Below are 17,454 nucleotides of genomic sequence, written 5' to 3' on the forward strand. Positions count from 1 at the left end.
GATAACCATTTGGCCGATGGGTCAGGCCGCCAGCAATTCCTGGAAATAGTAAATTGTCGAACCCAGTTCCGGTGGCGATTGATAAGGGCTGATGCGTTCACGGCGGAATGGTACTGGGTGAGAAAACGCCGGGCCGTCATACACGAAAGTATGGAATTCGCCATTCTCACCGCAGGCGTCTACGCCCGGCGGCAGGTCGGCCAGAAAAGCCGCATCGAACTCACGCCCGCAAAAATCTTGCGACAGATGGTTGCCGTTGACGCAGACCACCAGCGCCTTGAACCCGAGTGCCAGGAACTCATCCACCAACTGCCGGCGCGGCTGGTTCCACAACGGCAGGCACGCTTGCAGCCCGGCCTCGGCGCAGACTTTTTCTTCCCAATCACGATGCGCCTGCAAATCGATATCGCCGAACACGGCTTGGCCGATGCCGGCGCCGCGTGCAGCACGCAAGGCGGCGATGAATTTCTCTTCATATTGCTGCCAGCTGGCGCTGTAAAACGCCAACGGCACGCCAAGCGCATCGGCCTGCGCCTGCAGTAATGCCGGCGGCACGCCGTGCGAGCGGGCGCGCTGGCCGCTTTCATCGAGTGCTGTGACCAGGCGCTGGATCGTCATGCCGCTTTGGCGGGCGCGCCACAGCGCCAGGCAGGAATCCTTGCCGCCGCTCCAGGAAACCAGCGCACCGGCGGCTTGGCCGTTCATGGCTGCGTCGCCAATTGCAACTGGCGCTGATGTTCCGGCCGGGCGATAAAGCGATGCACCAGCAAGGAGCCGACACCGCAAATCGCCATCACCGTCATCAACGGCAACGCCGTACCGTCATGCCACAAGCTCATGCTGACGCCGGACAGGATGCCGAGCCCGAATTGCAAAGTGCCCATCAGCGCCGACGCGGTGCCGGCCTGCCGCCCTTGTTGCGACAGTGCGATGGCCGATGCATTCGGGCTGATAAAACCGTAACTGGCGAGGAAGCCGAAGAAGCCGACCAGCAAAAGCGCCAGGCTGCTGACGCCGGCGGCAACCAGCAGCGCCACCAGCAAACTCAAGCCGGCCGGCAGCCACAGGGCGCGGCCGAGGATGGTATCGAGCGTGAGCTTGCCGACCAGGCGGGCGTTGATTTGCGAAGCGGCAATCAGGCCGAAGGCGTTGGTGCCGAACACGAAACCGAAATGCTCCGGCTTGATGCCATGCAGTTCGATCAAGACAAAAGAAGAGCCGGTAATGTAGGCAAACATGCCGCCCTGGATCAAGCCGCCGACTATCGTGTAGGCGACGAACTGGCGGTCCAGCAACAGCCGGCCGTATTGTTTCAGGGGGCGGCCCAGATGCAGCGGTTCGGCTTTATGGCGGTCCAGCGTTTCCTGCATCGCGTAATGGATCGCGATCAGGCAACACAGGCCAAACGCCGCCAGGCCGCCGAAAATCACGCGCCAGCCCCACAGCTTGAGCACCGTGCCGCCGATCAGCGGCGCCAGGATCGGCGCCAGGCCCATCACCAGCATCAATAGCGAAAACGCCTTGGCGGCGCCGGTGGTGCCGAGCCGGTCGCGGATTACCGCGCGGCCGATGACCATGCCGGCGCAGCCGCCCAGGCCTTGCACGAAGCGGAAAACAATCAAGGCCGAGACATCTTGCGCAAACACGCAGGCTAGGGAGCCGAGTACGTACAGCGCCATGCCGACATACAGCGGCGGCTTGCGGCCGAAACGGTCGCTGACCGGGCCGTAAAACATTTGACCGACGGCCAGTCCGACCAGGAAGCTGGCCAGCGTCAGCTGTACCAGATTGCTGCCGACGCCGAGCTGTTGAGCGATGGTGGGGAAGCTTGGCAGGTACATGTCGATCGAGAGCGGACCGATGGCGGTGAGGGCGCCGAGTAATAGTAGCCAGCCCGGGAGCAGTTTCTCCGGGCCTGAGGTGTCAGATGTGTTTGTCATGGGGTACTCGGAATTGCACAGTTGCTTGTGCTTCAGTCGTTATTTACAGCGGGTGGAATGCGCCGGCTTGAAGGCCGGGCGGTGCGCTAGATATGGAGCTGGTCTGGCGACCTGGAACAGCTGCACATGTTACACGAACATCGTGATATTTGCCGGAGGCGGCAGTAGTTAAGCGGGGCAGCAGTTAAATGGGGTCAGAGTTTTTTTTCGCGGCTGTTTGCGAAAATTACTCTGACCCCATTTAACGGACCACGGAGTAAGTGCGCGCGCATGCAATGAACGGTTAGGGCGTAACTAAAGCGTTTGCTACTCCGTGGGTACACGCCGGGGGTAGCCCGGCAGCTACATACTTTCTTTTGCTTCGCCAAAAGAAAGTACGCAAAGAAAAGGCGACCGCAAAGCCGTTGCCTTCCCTTCGGTCAGGTCCCCAAATGTGGCGCGTGCCAGTCGGGTGGGAAAACCAACTCGCCTTCGGCTCAGACATGTTTCCCCACAATTCCCGACTGACACGCGCCACATTTGGCAACGTCCCAATGCGGAATTCACGTCAACGTCAACATCAACATCAACATCAACATCAACATCAACATCAACATCAACAGCAACAGCAACAGCAACTTCAACATCAACAGCAACTTCAACATCAACAGCCTTGTTGTTAAGCAGTTGGTTCTTGCGCCAACATCAAGCCTCTAAAAAATCCAGCAAAGTCATGGCGATCACCTTGGTCGCTTTACGTAAATCATCCAGCGCCAGGTTTTCATCGGCTTGCTTGGCGTTGGATTCCATCAGGGTGCGGGGGCCGGCGCCGTATAGGACTACGGGGATGCCGTGTTCGCCATACAGGCGGGCGTCGGTGTATAGCGCTGAGCCGTTGGCTGGGATGGCTTCGCCTAGGACGGTCTGGGCGTTTTTTTGTATGCTGGCCAGTAGTTTTTCGTGGCCTGGCAATGGCCGCAGGGCGCGGGCTAGCAGCAGGCGTTTGATTTCGACGCGGATGCCTGGCAGGCCGGCTGCTGCGGCTTCGATCATGGCGCGTACTTCGGCTTCGACAGCCGCCGGGTCTTCTTCCGGAATCATGCGTCTGTCCATCTTCAGCACGACTTTACCCGGCACTACATTGGTGTTGGTGCCGCCGTCGATGCGGCCGACGATCATGGTCGGATGCGTAATGCCGGGAATCGCTGAACTGATTTTTTTCAGTTCGGGTAGCTTGGCGTAGATCGCTTGCAGAATTTTGGTTGCGGCTTGCAGCGCATCATGGCCGGTTTCGGGCATCGAGCCGTGGGTCGCTTTGCCGTGTACCGTCACTTCAAACTGTAAACAGGCATTGTGCGCGGTGACTACGTTGTAGCTGAAACCCGGGCCAATCACCAGGTCTGGCTTGGTCAGCTGGTTTTCCAGCAGCCAGGCCGGGCCTAGCAAACCGCCGAATTCTTCGTCGTAAGTGAAGTGCAGTTCGAGAGCGCCTTTGAGCGGCACGCCGAGTGCTTCCAGTGCGCGCACGGCAAAAATATAGGTGGCGAAATCGCCCTTGGAAACGGTGGTGGCGCGGCCGTAGATGCGGCCGTTTTCGATTTCGCCGCCATACGGTTGTTTAGTCCAGCCCTCGCCTGGAGGCACTACGTCGCCGTGGGCGTTGAGCGCCAGCGTCGGGCCGGCTTCAGCGTACTGGCGGCGCACGATCAGGTTGGTGATGCTCTCCATGCCATAGTCTTTGACGGTGGCGGCCGGCACCGGATGTTTCTCTGCCTGCCAGCCCCATGCGCTCATCAGCTCGGCGACCGCATCGGCGTGCGGCGCGTTGTTGCCGGGCGGGGTGTCGGTCGGGATGCGGACGATCTGTTGCAGGAAACCGACTTCTTCATCAAAGTGGCTGTCGATCCAGTTGCTGAGCTGTTCGGATAACTTGGTTGTAGACATGATGGCCAATCGCGAAGTGTAAAAAGTAATTGATTTTACGACTTTGGCCATTAAGCGGGGGAAGTCTTCCAGTATTCGCTTCGAAGCAGCGGCCTGCTAACTTTCGATATATTCCCGGTAGTAGCGCAGGCCCAAACCAGTCAGGATCTCGTAGCCGATGGTGGCGGCCGACTGCGCTACCTCATCGACCGCACGGTGGGGGCCGATCAGCTCGACCAGAGCGCCGGCCTGCAAGCGCTCGGCGGCAATGCCGGTGACGTCGATGGTGATCGAATCCATCGAGACGGTGCCGACCATCGGCACTGCGCTGCCGTCGATGAAAACCATGCCGCGATTGCTCATGCTGCGCAGCCAGCCGTCGGCGTAACCGACGCCGACGGTGGCGATCTGGCGCTGTTCGGTGGCGCTGTAACTGATGCCGTAACCGACATGATCGCCGCGTTGGATGGTTCGGGTTTGCAGGATGCGGCCATGCAAGGAAACCACCGGCTGCAGCGGATTGGCGGCGCCGGCCACCGGTGCTATGCCGTACAGCGCCGCACCGGGCCGGACCAGGTCGAACTGATAGTCGCGGCCGAGAAAAATCCCGGAGGAATTGGCCAGGCTGGCGGCTACTTGCGGCAGGCGCTGCCGCAATGCGTTGAAGCGCGCCAGCTGGCTGGCGTTCATCGGATGGTTGTGGTGTTCGGCGCAAGCCAGATGACTTATCAGGAACAGCGGCGGGATGCTTTGCAGGAAGCGCGGATCGGCCAGCCAGGCTTCGGCTTCGGCCGCCGGCAAGCCCATGCGCGACATGCCGCTATCGACCTGGATGATGGCCGGCAGCGGCCGTTGCAGCGACTCCGCCAGCGCGTGCCAGCTTTGGATTTGTTGCAGGCTGTTGAGTACTGGCGTCAAGCCGTGGGCGATGAATTCCTGTTCCGCACCGACTGGCGGACCATGCAGCACAAACACTTGTGCCGTTGCCGGCAAATGCGGCCGCAATGCAATGCCCTCATCCAGATGGGCGACAAAAAAATGCCGGCAACCTTCCGCCGCCAGCGCCGGGCCGACCCGTTCTGCGCCCAAGCCATAGGCGTCGGCCTTGACGGCTGCGCCGCAGATGGCCGATCCCGCTTGCTGGCGGAGAAAACGATAATTGCTGCGCAGGGCGTCGAGGTCGACGGTCAGGATGGCGCCGGCATGTGCCGCTTGTGGATGCATGGTCTGTGTGGTTAAGAAAACGTGATGTCTGCTGCGGCAGGGGCTGACTCAGGCTCAAGCTCAAGCGCACTTAAGCATAAGCAGGATGCGCCGCCTGCGCACCGTGTTTGCTGTAACGGCCGACCGCCAGGTCATCCGAAGCAATCGCCGGCCGCTTGCCGGAAATCAGATCCGACAGCAGTTGCGCCGAGCCGCAAGACATGGTCCAGCCGAGCGTGCCGTGGCCGGTATTCAAAAACAGATTGCGAATGTGGGTGGCGCCGACGATCGGCGTGCCGTCCGGCGTCATCGGCCGCAAGCCGGTCCAGAAGCTGGCGGCGGCGGTGTTGCCGGCGCCCGGGAACAGGTCGTTGACTACCATCTCCAGGGTGGCGCGACGCTGTGGCTTGAGCGTCTTGTTGAAGCCGACGATTTCCGCCATGCCGCCGACCCGGATGCGATCGTCGAAACGGGTGATGGCGATCTTGTAGGTTTCGTCGAGGATGGTCGAGACCGGCGCCGCTTCGACATCGACAATCGGCACAGTGATCGAATAACCTTTCAACGGATACACCGGAATCTGCAGCAGCGAGCCGAGGAAGCCAGTCGAATAGGAGCCCAGCGCCACTACGTAGCTATCGGCTTGCAAATGTTCCGGGCCGCACTGGACGCCGGCGATCTCGCCGTTGGCCAGGGTCAGCGCATCGATCTGCAGGTTGTAGCGGAAGCGCACGCCCAGCTTTTCCGCCATCTTGGCCAGGCGGGTGGTGAACATCTGGCAATCGCCGGTTTCATCGTTAGGCAGGCGCAAGGCGCCGCTCAATTTGTGCTTGACCGCTTCCAGCGCCGGTTCCGCCAGCGCCAGCTGATCCGGTGTCAGCAATTCGAACGGCACGCCACTGTCTTGCAGCACCTGGATATCCTTGGCGGCGTCGTCCAGCTGTTGCTGGCTGCGGAACACTTGCATGGTGCCAAGCTGGCGGCCTTCGTAGGCGATGCCGGTATCGGCGCGCAAGACCTTGAAGCAGTCGCGGCTGTATTCGGCCAGGCGCACCATGCGTTCCTTGTTAACGGCGTAGCGGGGGGCGCTGCAGTTGCGCAGCATCTGCCACATCCAGCGCAACTGGAACAGGGTGCCGTCCGGCGTGATCGAGAGCGGCGCGTGTTTTTGCAGCATCCACTTCAGTGCTTTGAGCGGGATGCCGGGTGCGGCCCAGGGCGAGGCGTAGCCGGGGGAGATCTGGCCGGCGTTGGCAAAACTGGTGTCTTGCGCCGGGCCCGGCAGGCGGTCGATGACCGTCACTTCATGGCCGGCGCGCGCCAGATAATAGGCGCTGGTGACGCCGACCACACCGCTGCCAAGGATCAGAACTCGCATCTTGAATCTCCGTAACGCCTGAATTGGTTTTGAATTACAGGAATAAGCGCTATGCTAATGGCTAATTTCCAGCATTTGTTACTGTATAGATCGATATATTCAGGATTTAACACTAAAAACATCAACAAATTCGAGACATGAGAATCTACAAGGAATCAAGCCGCACCCTGGACAAGCTGGACCGTCATATTTTGCGTTTGCTGCAACAGGACGGCCGCATGTCGATGAAGGATCTGGGCGAGCAGGTCGGCTTATCGATCACGCCCTGTATCGAGCGCGTCAAACGGATGGAACGCGATGGTGTCATCGACGGTTATTACGCCCGCGTCAACCCGGCCGCGGTCGGCGCCAAGCTGCTGGTTTTCGTCGAGATTACGCTGAATCAGAAATCGGCGCATGCCTTCGAACAGTTCCGGCGCGAGGTGCTGCGGATTCCGGAAGTGCTGGAATGCCATCTGGTGTCGGGGGATTTCGATTACCTGATCAAAGCCCGCATCCGCGAGATGGCGGAGTATCGAAAACTGTTGGGTGACATGCTGCTGCAACTGCCCGGCGCGGCGCAATCCAAGAGCTATGTTGTAATGGAGGAAATCAAGGAGACGCTGGCATTGTCGATGGAGAGCAAGTAGCGGCGGCTTCCTGGGTTTCATCACGTGAATTCTTCCAAATTACAACATCAACGGAGATCGCAATTGAAGCTACTCACCCTGATCGCGGCAACCTTGCCGTTCCTCGGTTCACCCGCCTTCGCGCAAACATCGCAGCCGCAACCCACCGCAATTACCGCATTCGTCTCGGTCAACCTGCTGCCCATGGACAGCGACCGTATCGTGCGCGACCAGACGGTGCTGGTCGAGAATGGCAAAATCGTCGCTATCGGATCGGCAGTGCCGATTCCAGACAAGGCGCGCGTCATCGACGGCCACGGCGCCTTTCTCTCGCCCGGGCTGGCCGACATGCACGTCCATTCGGACACCACCGGCGACATGCTGGTCTATCTCGCCAATGGCGTCACTACAGTATTGAATATGGGAGAGGCATCCAATGGTTTCATGGCGGAAGTGCGGCCTGAGATCAACCGCGGCAAGATCGCCGGGCCGCATGTTTACGCCGGTTTCCTGGTCGACGGTACGCCGCAATACGGCCATTTCGTGGTGGCCACGCCGGGGCAAGCGCGCGCCATAGTCGGCCTGGCAAAAACCAATGGCTACGAATTCATCAAGGTCTACAACAATCTGTCGCCAGCCAGTTTCCAGGCGCTTATAGAGGAAGGCCGGCGCCAGCAGATTGCCGTCATCGGCCACGGCGTCACCCGGGTCGGGCTGGAACGCCAGCTCGATGCTGGCCAGGTCTTGGTGGCCCATGCAGAAGAATTTTTTTATACGACATTCGCCCATCCGGATAAAAAGAAACCGGCTGCGTCAGAGCAGATGAACAGTGCGCCGGATCCCGCCGAAATCCCGGCCGCAATCGCCTTCATCAAACGCAACAAGGCTTTCATTACGGCAGACATCATCACCTATGCAACGATTGCGCAACAGTGGGGCAAACCGGAAGTCGTCGAACGCTATCTGCATATGCCGGAAATCCGCTACGTGACGCCTGCGCGGCGGATTCGCTGGCGCGAAGACGATTATGCAGAGCGCAAAGGCAGTCTCAACGCCAGGCTTGAATTCTTGCAGCGTTTCATCAAAGAGATGGCGCAGGCCGATGTGCCCCTGGTGACCGGCACCGATGCGCCGGCCATTCCTGGCCTGGCGCCCGGCTTCTCCTTGCACGATGACATGCGGGCCCTTGAGCAAGCCGGCCTCAGCAGATACCAGGTGCTTTCTGCAGCCACCCGCACCCCGGGCGAATTGATTCGCCGTTCGGTGCCCAATGCCGAGCCGTTTGGCACGATCAAGGTAGGCAATCGCGCCGATTTGATTCTGTCCGCGAAGAATCCGCTGGACGATCTTGCCACGCTGCGGACCCCGCTTGGCGTCATGGCCAACGGCAATTGGCACGCAGAACCCGAGCTGCATGCACTGCTGGATCAGGTCGCAACCAAGTACGACCGCGCTTTCAAGCCCTAATTTAGCCGGCGCTCTCTATCAAGCTGATTTCGATGCGTTCCTTGCCCTTGCCGATATTCTTGCGTTTCAGCTTGAGCGCGCCGACTTCTGCAGTCGAGCGCGGATGGGTGCCGCCGCAAGCCATTTTGGCGAATCCCGCGACTTCCCAATAGCGCCGTTGCGCCGCTTCGTCGGTGAAGGCGGTGACGATAGGCAGGTCGGCTTGCAGCAGGGCTGCCACTTCGGTTTCTATCTGCGGAAACAATTCCGCAATACTGCCTTCATAGGCAAAATCGATGCGCGACTTGTCGGCCGAAATATGGGAGCCGATACGCTCTATCCCGGGCCGCAGCTGGCACACCAGTTGCAGCACCATCTCGGCGGCAAAGTGCAGCCGCATCAGGCGATGGCGGCGTTCCCAGTCGATCAGGATCTCGACTTCGCTGCCGGCCTGAAGACCATGTCCCGGGGCAAGCGTGTAGAGAATATCTAGCCCATTTTTTTCTGCGGACAGCACGGGATGGCCGGCCAGGCTGCCGTGGTCGCTTTCCTGGCCGCCCGAAAAGGCGAAGAAAATAGTCTCGGCGAGGCGGATACGGTCGTTATCGACGGCAACCACCCGAGTCTTAAGCGTGGTGCGATAGGGATCTTGCCAGAAGAGCTTGTGTGTCATGGCCGGCCGGAATAATGGAAGCTGCGATAAGGATAAAGGATAGAGAATAGCAAAAGGGGGCGAGCTCGGCACTCGCCCCCCTTTTTTCTAAGCTTTAGAACTTGCCATCCCTGAAATCCTGGATCGCCTGCTCCACCTGCTCGCGGGTGTTCATCACGAACGGTCCCCACTGTGCAATCGGCTCGTTCAGCGGCCGCCCGGCAATCAGCAGGAAGCGGCTGTTGCCTTGCGCTCGCAGGCTGACGCCGGCGGCGTCGGCCTGGTTGCTCAAGATCGCCATGCGGCCTGCCGGCGCGCTACGGCCATCTTCACCGATGCGCAATTCTCCTTCGAACACGTACAGGAAAGCATTGTGGCTCGCCGGTATCGGCAAATCCAGCTGCTGGCCGGCTTCCAGCTGCAGGTCCAGATACAGCGGCTCGGTGTGCGGCCTTTGCACCGCGCCGGCGGTGCCGAAAGCGGAACCGGCAATCACTTTCACCTTGACGCCGGGCTGGGGCGACACTTGCGGGATTTCGCTGGCCTGCAGGTCGCGATAGCTGGGGGCGATCATCTTGTCGCCCGAGGCCAGGTTGAGCCACAGCTGGAAACCGCTCATCAGGCCGTCTTCCTGTTCCGGCAGTTCCGAATGCACCAGCCCGCTGCCGGCGGTCATCCACTGCACGCCGCCTGCTTGCAGCAAGCCTTCGTTACCGGCATTGTCGCGATGGCGCATGCGGCCGGCCAGCATGTAGGTCACGGTTTCAAAGCCGCGGTGCGGATGGTCGGGGAAACCGGCGAGATAGTCTTCCGGCTGGTCCGAGTGGAAGTTGTCGAGCATCAGGAACGGATCGAGACGCTGTTGCAGATCGTGCGTCAAAACCCGCACCAGGCTGACCCCAGCGCCATCCTGGGTGGCGACGCCGGTGACCAGGCGTTCGAGTTGGCGATTGAAAACCGGTTTGTTCATAAAATTCTCCGTTGCTTGATAGCGACTGCGCGTCTTAGCTCATTTTTTGGCTTACTTTTTTCAGCTTGCCTTTTTCGAATCCGTATCAACCGCCGCCAGCATCAGCAAGGCACCGATGATCGAGATATTTTTCAGGAAATTGATCATCTGGTTTTGCGCATTGGCTGGATCTGCCTGCCAGAAGCGGTGGGCGGTCAGGGTCGCGGCGACCGTGAACAGCGCCACGATGATGGCTACCGGGCGTGTCTGCCAGCCGGCCATGATTGCCAGGCCGCCGCCGAGTTCAACCAGGATGGTGGCAAGCACCGCGAAAGTAGCGAGCGGTACGCCGAGACTGGTCATATAACCGACCGTGCCGGAAAAGCCGGCGATCTTCATGGCGCCGGAAATGACGAACAGCGAAGCCAGCAGGACGCGGCCGATGCGATACAGGTTTGGCGAAATTTGCATGATATTTCCAATCTTTAAGTAAGTTGTAATACGTGAGTTGTGGCGTAAGTGGGCACTAGCTTTCACATCGCCGCATTCACTGATGATTGCATCCCGATGGCAGCGAACAAGGCCATCTTAATCCTCTTGCGGATGGCGGGATATTGATTATCTTGCGATAATCAATATCTAATTATTAGATATAGTTGAGTTGCCATGAATATCGAAAGACTGTCGCTGGATCAATTGCGGGTATTCGCCCAAGTCGCCGATAGCGGCAGTTTCCTGGCTGCGGCGCGGGCACTGACACGTGCCCAGTCGGCGGTCAGCTATGCGATCAGCACGCTGGAAGGCCAGCTCGGCCTGCCGCTGTTTGACCGCAGCAGCTACCGGCCGCAACTCACCGCTGCCGGCATCGAGCTGTTGCGCGATGCACGCCAGGTACTGGATCAGGTCGATGCGCTGCAGGCACGCGCCGCCGCCTACGCACAAGGGCAGGAGTTGGAGATCACCCTGGCGCTAGACGTGTTTTTCCCGACCTCGGCGCTGGTGACGTTGCTGGGCGATTTCCGCCAGGCCTTTCCCGGCGTCACGGTGCGCCTGGAAATCGAAGCGCTGGGCGCCGTCGCCGAGCGCGTGATCGACGGCGAAGCGATGCTCGGTGTGCTCGGCACCTTGCCGATCATCCCACCCAATCTGCTGCATGTCAGTTTGCCGACGGTGCTGCTGGTCGGCGTGGTGGCGCCAAGCCATGCGCTGGCGCAGATCAGCGGCCGCATTCCCAGCCATGTACTGGAGCAGCAGGTGCAACTGGTGCTGAGCGACCGCAGCGCGCTCACCGCCAATCAGGATTTTTCGGTGCACTCCGCGCTGGCCTGGCGCATGAGCGATCTCGGCACCAAGCACGCTTTGCTGCGAGCCGGCCTGGGCTGGGGTTATATGCCGCAGCATGTGGTGGCCGACGATCTGGCCAGCGGCCGGCTGGTACGTATCCAGACCACCGGCCATCCGCCGCAAGGCGCGGCGCTGCCAATGCAATGCGTGTACCGCCCCGATCGCGAGGTTGGCCCGGCGCTCAGCTGGTGGCTGGATGCGCTGGCAAAGCTGACCAGCCTGGGCTAACAAAAAAACAGCGCCCCGGAGAGCGCTGTTGCATCGGCCGTCGAAAATCACGGTTGGCGGTATGCTTATTTACCCGGCTTGACTAACGGTATCGACATCTCGTGAAAGAAAATGTTTTTCGGATCGAAGGCCTGCTTGGCCTTGATCAGATTGTCGAGCTTGTCGCCGTAATACAATTCCAGCCACCTGGGATCAACTGTTTTATGCGCGTCATCAATGTATTTCATGTCAACGTCGGGGTAGTTGATGTAACAGCCCTCATAGCGCCCGGTCGAGTCGGCGTAGGGTTTGCCGCCCTGGTCTGCAAAGACTGCGGAATAGAAGGTGCGGATCCAATCTACATGCAACGCTTCGATTTCGGCGGCAATGCTTTCGTCCTTCGTGGGTAGCGCCCAATAGGTTTGATATTGGGCTTTCAGCAGCGACTTGCGTTGATACACCGAGCTGGCCCCGGTTACTGGCGCGGGTGCCGCGTTGATGGCGCCGCCGTAAGAATCGATCTGAACCAGCGACTGGGTTTGCGCCGTGTCATCGTTGTTCAGGTTGTTCCACAAGGCGTCTATTTCGGTTTCCCCGAAATTGCCGACCTGGTACGACGATTTGTATTTGCCGCGCTGATTGTTGCCGGAACCATTCAGCATTTGGGTCAGGTACAGCCAATCCATATGCAAGGCGTCGTCCAGCGGGGCCTTCACCCGCAGTTCCAAGCCAGCGCGCGGATGGCGCAGCGGCGCCAGGTTCGGCAGTAAAAATGTATCGCCGATCAGCGGTGTGAAGCCTGCTGCCTGCGTCATGGTGTTAACGAAATTGACCAAAGGCTGGCTATTGGCGGGGTTGGCAGTACCGTCGCTGCCGGTGTATTGAATCGCCAGCGCCACCGAGCCAGTTGATCTGTGGTTGAATTTACCCAGCACAAACAAGCCGCCATTAGCCTTGGCCGGATCCAGGCTATTCCAGTCGCTGTCGTGATCGCTGAACCATTGCCAGTAGGCCTGCAAAAACGTGCCGAATTGATCCTTGCCGACTTGATCCCACTGCTCCCACGGGAACTCCAGCACCAGCCAGTATGCTTCGCGCGGAGCCTCCGGCAGATCCGCGAAATAATAATTGGTGATAATGCCGTAATTGCCGCCACCGCCGCCGCAGCAAGCGGTGAACAGCGCCAGATCGTCGCCCGTGCTGGTGCGCTCCACCGTTTTCAGCACCACGCTCGTGCCATTCGTGGACGGCACCAGGATATCTACCGCCGACAACCAATCGACCGTCAAGCCATGCTTGCGTGACAGCAGCCCGTAACCGCCGCCGCAGATATGGCCGCCTGCGCCCACCGAATAGCAGGAACCGGCAGGAATGGTCTTGTCGGATAGCTTGTACAAAGCGGCGTAGCCATCCCAGTTCTGTGAACCGGAGGCGATGCGGAATTTATAAGTGGCGTTGGACTTGTGCGGCGCGATCTTGCCGTGCTTGTCATACTGCATGCCCGACATCAAGCCCAGATCGATGATCGCCAGCGGCTTTACGCCGGGTTGCGCCTTCGTTAACGCATTCGATACGAATCCTTCGTAGCAATGGCCGCCGCTGCGCACCGTCAGGCGATAACCTTTAGCCAGGGCGTCGTTCGCGGCGGCTTCCACTTCGGCGGCGGTTTTACAAACGTAAATCATCCTGGCGCCGTCATCGCCAACTTGCGGCCAGCGCAAATTGAAGCCTTTTTTCAGGGTTTGATAGCGTGCATCGTCTTTGGTGACAGGGACAAAATCGGACATACAAAATCTCCAGTGGTGAGGGGAAAATTGCAATCGAATTTGATGCGTCGAGTACTGCATCGGCAGCTGATCGCAAGAGGGATCCGGTAACCATATAACAACATCACGGCCCACAGCTAGCTGTCACTTCTTACAGGTACATTTTGAAAAGGCTGCGGCGCCGGCACGCAGGCGCTGGAGCCTGGCTAACGCTTGCCGGTTGCACCGGCAGGTGCTGTCCGGCACAATACCGCCAGCTGCCGTCCAGGTATGAGTTCTCCAAATCCAGCCCCCATATTGATGCAAAAAATAAAATACCCCGAGCAGCTTTTAATGCTGGCCTACCTCGCGCGCTGGCTGCTGCTGGCGTCCGTGGTTGGCGCTCTGGCCGGCCTGGCGTCGGCGCTTTTGCTGCGGTCGCTGGAGTGGGCCACGGATACCCGCAACGCCCATCGCTGGCTGTTGTGGCTGCTACCGCTGGCGGGGTTTGCGGTCGGGCTGGTTTATCACCTGCTGGGCAAATCGGTTGAGGGCGGCAACAACCTGCTGATCGATGAAATCCATGATCCCCAGCGTATCGTGCCGAAGCGCATGGCGCCCATGATTTTGCTGGGCACGGTGATTACCCATTTGTTCGGCGGCTCGGCCGGCCGCGAGGGCACCGCGGTGCAGATGGGCGGCGCGCTGGCCGATGTGATTACCCGCATCACCCGGCTGGGCCCGGACCAGCGCCGCATCCTGCTGATGGCCGGCATCAGCGCCGGTTTTGCCTCGGTGTTCGGCACGCCGCTGGCCGGCGCCGTGTTCGGGCTGGAAGTGCTGGCCATCGGCCGCCTGCGTTATGACGCCATCCTGCCCTGTTTCATCGCCGCCATCATCAGCGATCAGATCCCGGCTTTGCTCGGGGTCCAGCATACCCACTATGCGATTCCCTTCGTGCCGCATTTCGGCATCGGGATTTTTGCCGCGACGCTGGCGGCCGGCATCGTGTTCGGTGTGGTCGGCATGGGCTTTGCACAAGCCACCCACGGCTTGTCGCGCCTGATCAAGCGTCTCATCAAGTTCCCGCCGCTGCGGCCGTTTTCCGGCGGCGTGGCGGTACTGTTGCTGGCCATGTTGCCGAGCACTGACAAGTATCTGGGATTGGGGATTCCGACCATCGTCGAGGCCTTCGAGAAGCCGCTGCCGGTCTACGACTTCGCCGGCAAAATCGTCTTCACCGTAGTCACCCTGGCGTCCGGCTTCAAGGGCGGCGAGGTGACGCCGCTGTTCTACATCGGCGCCACGCTGGGCAACGCCCTGGCGCAACTGCTGGCGCTGCCGATCCCGCTGCTGGCCGGGCTGGGATTCGTAGCGGTCTTCGCCGGCGCCGCCAATACGCCGATCGCCTCGACCATCATGGCGATCGAATTATTCGGGCCGGACATCGGCGTGCTGGCCGCGATTGCCTGCGTTGTCAGCTATCTGTTTTCCGGCCACACCGGGATTTATCATGCGCAACGGATAGGCCAGGGCAAGCGCATGGAGTAGTAGTTCAGCTGCAACTCAACTGCCGTTCAGCCGCCGTTCAGCTCTGATTCAGCCGAACTTGCGCACCGCATCCAGCGCCAGACCGGCGCCGATGCTGCCGAACAGATCGCCTTCCACCGCTTTCGCCGAGGGCACCAGGGCGGCAATCTTGTGGCGCAGCAGTTGCACACCGCTCGAGCCGCCGGTAAAAAATACCGTATCCACTTGCGCCGGCGTCACACCGGCATCGCGCAGCAGATTGCTGACGGTGTCTTCCACCGTGCCCACCAGATGCGCGATGCTGGCGTTGAATTGCTGCCGGGTCAGGCTCAGGGCCTGGTTCGGCGCGATGCGATCCAGGCTGAGTTGCACCGTCTCGGCGTCGGACAAGCCGATCTTGCCCTGTTCCACTTGCAATGCCAGCCAATGCCCGGCGCGCTGCTCAACCAGATCCAGCAGCCGGCCGAATTTTTCGCGCTCGACGGTTTCGCGCTGTACATCCTTCAACTGCTGCCAGGCCTTGCGCGTGTAAATCTGGTTGATGGTGTGCCAGGTCGCCAGGTTGAAGTAGTAACTGGAGGGCACCTCGCTATTGTTCACCAGGCGGCTGCCCAGCCCCAGCATCGGCATCACGCTCGACAAGCTCAAGTATTTATCGAAATCGGTACCGCCGATATGGACCCCGCCGGTGGCCAGGATATCGTCGCGCCGTTCGCTCTGGGCAGCGCGCTGCGGCGACAAGCGCACCAGTGAAAAGTCAGAGGTGCCGCCGCCGATATCGACGATCAGCACCAGTTCCTCGCGCTCGATATCTGATTCATAATCGAAGGCGGCAGCGATAGGTTCGTATTGGAAAGCGATGTGCTGGAAACCCACCGAGCGGGCGATTTCCGCCAGCGTATCTTCGGCACGCTGGTCGGCAGCCGGATTATCGTCGACAAAAAACACCGGGCGGCCCAGCACCACGCTTTGGAAATCCCTGCCGGCGGCGTGTTCGGCGCGGGTTTTCAATTCAGCGATGAAATGGGTCAGCAAGGCACGGAATGGAAGCGCCCGGCCGCCGACTTCGGTCTGGGCGTCGATCAGGCTGGAGCCGAGCAAGCTTTTCAGGGAACGCATCAAGCGCCCCTCGTAACCGGCCAGATAGCCGCTCAGCGCGGCACGGCCGAAGCTGAAAGCATCGTCCTCGGCGTTAAAGAAGACCACCGACGGCAAAGTCACTTTGCCGTCTTCCAGCGGCAGCAAGGCGTTGTGTCCAGGCCTGCTCCAGCCAACTGTGGAATTAGACGTACCGAAATCCACGCCGCAAGCGCTAGTCATACGCAGACCTCACAAATAAAAAAGGGGCCGGCTATGGTATACCAAATGTGGCTTGCTTCCATGGGTAGTACACGGATAACAACAGCAAACTTTGATGATTGAGAGCGGATTGGCAACAAGGTCGCTGGATTGGTGTTGCCACATGGGAAATTTACAGTTTTTTTGTGTATCCCTTATCCTTATCACCAGCGCGAAAAATGCTCCTCAGTCACCCCCACCAGATGTTCCACCGGCCGTGGCGCAGCATTGCGTTCCGCCTTGACCCAGCCGCAGAAACTGCCTATCGGCTGGATATAACGGGTGGCGGCGATCAGCAGGTTCTTGTTTTCACGGCGGGCGCCTTCCGGCATGAATTGCAGATCGAGCAAACCGTCGTCGGTATAGATATGCCAGGGCGCCAGCGGCGCAGCTGGGTCGTACTCGAAACGCACGTGGCCGAGCGCATGCAGCTGGCCGTCTAGCCACAGTACGTTTTCCTGCTTGCCGAAATAACCGGCTTGCAGATTGAAGCCGATATCCAGCCCATGCGCCGAGGCCCAGCGCCATTCGGTATTGCGCGCCAGTAAGCCATTCGAATAATCAAAGCTGGCGACGCCACCGTCCAGGTCATAGCGCTGCTCGCCCACCCGTACTTCACCATTGAGCGGCATGCCCGGTGATTTCTGGGTGGCGTGCACCGAGCCGTGCACAATCGGCCCGACTGCCAGCAGCAAGGGTGCGGCATGGCTGGCGTCGAATTCAGCCTCAAGCTCGAATTGCTCGCATTGCAAACTGAGTTGATATTTGCCTTCACGCTGATCGCCGGCGGCTGGCGGCCGATAGTCAATCCGGTTGCCGAAACAATGGAACCGGCTAGGGCCGCTGGCTTGATCGCTGACTTTTGCGCTCAGGCCGGGTATGCCGTCTTGCGAAAAACCGGCAATTTGCTTGCCTTGCTGACGATCGAAGACATAGGCGAAAGCAGTGTTGGTCCAGCCGACGTCGACAATCGCGATGCCGCACAGCAATTGCGGTGTCGATAGCGCTACGTATTGCCAGCGTTTGTGGTGAAAGCGTCGCCATAGGCTGTTGCGCGCATACGGCGCGGCCAGGGTCGACCAGTCGATAGCACCGGTCTGGCCGGCATAACGCCCCATGCGCGGCTGGCCGTCGGCATCGACGACATTGGCCGGAGCCGTGGGCAGGCCCTGCGACAATGGGGAAATCATGGGTGACTGATAAGACATCAGT

Annotated in this window: 16 protein-coding genes; 5 read left to right on the top strand and 11 right to left on the bottom strand. The window is 59.9% G+C overall.

What is annotated here, in order from left to right; genetic code table 11:
• Positions 1-21: 21 nt before the first annotated feature.
• Both VNZ60_RS09645 and VNZ60_RS09650 read right to left on the bottom strand, forming a co-directional pair.
• The gene (locus VNZ60_RS09645; protein WP_325658502.1) at positions 22-705 is read right to left on the bottom strand and encodes a Dph6-related ATP pyrophosphatase; all 684 of its coding nucleotides are present in this window, start codon (positions 703-705) and stop codon (positions 22-24) included.
• The gene (locus VNZ60_RS09650; protein WP_325658504.1) at positions 702-1,940 is read right to left on the bottom strand and encodes a Bcr/CflA family multidrug efflux MFS transporter; all 1,239 of its coding nucleotides are present in this window, start codon (positions 1,938-1,940) and stop codon (positions 702-704) included. The genes VNZ60_RS09645 and VNZ60_RS09650 overlap by 4 nt, the downstream gene beginning before the upstream one ends.
• Positions 1,941-2,459: 519 nt before the next feature.
• Here VNZ60_RS09650 and VNZ60_RS09655 point away from each other — a divergent pair.
• Complete coding sequence (locus tag VNZ60_RS09655) at positions 2,460-2,636, top strand: hypothetical protein (RefSeq protein WP_325658506.1); 177 nt, start codon at positions 2,460-2,462, stop codon at positions 2,634-2,636.
• Here the strand turns inward: VNZ60_RS09655 and VNZ60_RS09660 are convergent.
• From VNZ60_RS09660 to VNZ60_RS09670, 3 genes are all read right to left on the bottom strand, one after another.
• Positions 2,625-3,863 carry an ArgE/DapE family deacylase gene (locus VNZ60_RS09660; RefSeq protein ID WP_325658508.1) on the bottom strand — a complete coding sequence of 413 codons (1,239 nt, stop codon included), beginning with the start codon at positions 3,861-3,863 and terminating at the stop codon, positions 2,625-2,627. The two genes, VNZ60_RS09655 and VNZ60_RS09660, sit on opposite strands and share 12 nt — an antisense overlap.
• A 96-nt stretch (positions 3,864-3,959) precedes the next feature.
• Positions 3,960-5,066 (bottom strand): alanine racemase, encoded by a 1,107-nt coding sequence (gene alr, locus VNZ60_RS09665; RefSeq protein WP_325658510.1) that lies wholly within the window; start codon positions 5,064-5,066, stop codon positions 3,960-3,962.
• Positions 5,067-5,136: 70 nt separating this feature from the next.
• Positions 5,137-6,423 carry a D-amino acid dehydrogenase gene (locus tag VNZ60_RS09670; RefSeq protein ID WP_325658512.1) on the bottom strand — a complete coding sequence of 429 codons (1,287 nt, stop codon included), beginning with the start codon at positions 6,421-6,423 and terminating at the stop codon, positions 5,137-5,139.
• Between the two features lie 137 nt (positions 6,424-6,560).
• Here VNZ60_RS09670 and VNZ60_RS09675 point away from each other — a divergent pair, with 137 nt between their 5' ends.
• Positions 6,561-7,052 carry an Lrp/AsnC ligand binding domain-containing protein gene (locus VNZ60_RS09675; RefSeq protein ID WP_092395599.1) on the top strand — a complete coding sequence of 164 codons (492 nt, stop codon included), beginning with the start codon at positions 6,561-6,563 and terminating at the stop codon, positions 7,050-7,052.
• 63 nt (positions 7,053-7,115) lie between these two features.
• Positions 7,116-8,498, top strand: a complete 1,383-nt coding sequence (locus tag VNZ60_RS09680) for an amidohydrolase family protein (RefSeq protein ID WP_325658514.1) — start codon at positions 7,116-7,118, stop codon at positions 8,496-8,498.
• A 1-nt stretch (position 8,499) separates the two neighbouring features.
• On the opposite strand, the gene VNZ60_RS09685 is transcribed toward VNZ60_RS09680, so the two are convergent.
• From VNZ60_RS09685 to VNZ60_RS09695, 3 genes are all read right to left on the bottom strand, one after another.
• A complete protein-coding gene (locus VNZ60_RS09685) occupies positions 8,500-9,150 on the bottom strand; it encodes an alanyl-tRNA editing protein (protein WP_325394494.1) in 651 nt (216 codons plus the stop codon).
• A 94-nt stretch (positions 9,151-9,244) separates the two neighbouring features.
• The gene (locus tag VNZ60_RS09690) at positions 9,245-10,099 is read right to left on the bottom strand and encodes a pirin family protein (protein WP_325658516.1); all 855 of its coding nucleotides are present in this window, start codon (positions 10,097-10,099) and stop codon (positions 9,245-9,247) included.
• Positions 10,100-10,159: 60 nt separating this feature from the next.
• The gene (locus VNZ60_RS09695) at positions 10,160-10,549 is read right to left on the bottom strand and encodes a DoxX family protein (protein WP_325658518.1); all 390 of its coding nucleotides are present in this window, start codon (positions 10,547-10,549) and stop codon (positions 10,160-10,162) included.
• 195 nt (positions 10,550-10,744) lie between these two features.
• On the opposite strand from VNZ60_RS09695, the gene VNZ60_RS09700 reads away from it, so the two are divergent.
• The gene (locus tag VNZ60_RS09700; RefSeq protein WP_325658520.1) at positions 10,745-11,650 is read left to right on the top strand and encodes a LysR family transcriptional regulator; all 906 of its coding nucleotides are present in this window, start codon (positions 10,745-10,747) and stop codon (positions 11,648-11,650) included.
• Positions 11,651-11,715: 65 nt separating this feature from the next.
• Here the strand turns inward: VNZ60_RS09700 and VNZ60_RS09705 are convergent, their stop codons facing one another.
• Positions 11,716-13,416 carry an FAD-binding oxidoreductase gene (locus tag VNZ60_RS09705; protein ID WP_325658522.1) on the bottom strand — a complete coding sequence of 567 codons (1,701 nt, stop codon included), beginning with the start codon at positions 13,414-13,416 and terminating at the stop codon, positions 11,716-11,718.
• A gap of 279 nt (positions 13,417-13,695) precedes the next feature.
• On the opposite strand from VNZ60_RS09705, the gene VNZ60_RS09710 reads away from it, so the two are divergent.
• Positions 13,696-14,925: a voltage-gated chloride channel family protein gene (locus tag VNZ60_RS09710; RefSeq protein ID WP_325658717.1), complete on the top strand. Its 1,230-nt coding sequence runs from the start codon at positions 13,696-13,698 to the stop codon at positions 14,923-14,925.
• Positions 14,926-14,973: 48 nt separating this feature from the next.
• Here VNZ60_RS09710 and VNZ60_RS09715 read toward each other — a convergent pair whose 3' ends face one another.
• Positions 14,974-16,224: an Hsp70 family protein gene (locus tag VNZ60_RS09715; protein ID WP_325658524.1), complete on the bottom strand. Its 1,251-nt coding sequence runs from the start codon at positions 16,222-16,224 to the stop codon at positions 14,974-14,976.
• A 182-nt stretch (positions 16,225-16,406) separates the two neighbouring features.
• A complete protein-coding gene (locus tag VNZ60_RS09720) occupies positions 16,407-17,432 on the bottom strand; it encodes a DUF2804 domain-containing protein (protein WP_325658526.1) in 1,026 nt (341 codons plus the stop codon).
• Positions 17,433-17,454 lie beyond the last annotated feature (22 nt).

The organism is Collimonas sp. (genome assembly GCF_035566375.1).
Lineage (GTDB): Bacteria > Pseudomonadota > Gammaproteobacteria > Burkholderiales > Burkholderiaceae_D > Collimonas.

What these genes read in the sequence shown, in the direction of transcription:
- VNZ60_RS09720 (WP_325658526.1), bottom strand. Translation starts at nt 17,432, where the DNA reads ATGATTTCCCCATTGTCGCAGGGCCTGCCCACGGCTCCGGCCAATGTC.
- VNZ60_RS09660 (WP_325658508.1), bottom strand. Translation starts at nt 3,863, where the DNA reads ATGTCTACAACCAAGTTATCCGAACAGCTCAGCAACTGGATCGACAGC.
- VNZ60_RS09700 (WP_325658520.1), top strand. Translation starts at nt 10,745, where the DNA reads ATGAATATCGAAAGACTGTCGCTGGATCAATTGCGGGTATTCGCCCAA.
- VNZ60_RS09690 (WP_325658516.1), bottom strand. Translation starts at nt 10,099, where the DNA reads ATGAACAAACCGGTTTTCAATCGCCAACTCGAACGCCTGGTCACCGGC.
- VNZ60_RS09675 (WP_092395599.1), top strand. Translation starts at nt 6,561, where the DNA reads ATGAGAATCTACAAGGAATCAAGCCGCACCCTGGACAAGCTGGACCGT.
- VNZ60_RS09685 (WP_325394494.1), bottom strand. Translation starts at nt 9,150, where the DNA reads ATGACACACAAGCTCTTCTGGCAAGATCCCTATCGCACCACGCTTAAG.
- VNZ60_RS09705 (WP_325658522.1), bottom strand. Translation starts at nt 13,416, where the DNA reads ATGTCCGATTTTGTCCCTGTCACCAAAGACGATGCACGCTATCAAACC.
- VNZ60_RS09670 (WP_325658512.1), bottom strand. Translation starts at nt 6,423, where the DNA reads ATGCGAGTTCTGATCCTTGGCAGCGGTGTGGTCGGCGTCACCAGCGCC.
- VNZ60_RS09645 (WP_325658502.1), bottom strand. Translation starts at nt 705, where the DNA reads ATGAACGGCCAAGCCGCCGGTGCGCTGGTTTCCTGGAGCGGCGGCAAG.
- VNZ60_RS09710 (WP_325658717.1), top strand. Translation starts at nt 13,696, where the DNA reads ATGCAAAAAATAAAATACCCCGAGCAGCTTTTAATGCTGGCCTACCTC.
- VNZ60_RS09695 (WP_325658518.1), bottom strand. Translation starts at nt 10,549, where the DNA reads ATGCAAATTTCGCCAAACCTGTATCGCATCGGCCGCGTCCTGCTGGCT.
- alr (WP_325658510.1), bottom strand. Translation starts at nt 5,066, where the DNA reads ATGCATCCACAAGCGGCACATGCCGGCGCCATCCTGACCGTCGACCTC.
- VNZ60_RS09715 (WP_325658524.1), bottom strand. Translation starts at nt 16,224, where the DNA reads ATGACTAGCGCTTGCGGCGTGGATTTCGGTACGTCTAATTCCACAGTT.
- VNZ60_RS09650 (WP_325658504.1), bottom strand. Translation starts at nt 1,940, where the DNA reads ATGACAAACACATCTGACACCTCAGGCCCGGAGAAACTGCTCCCGGGC.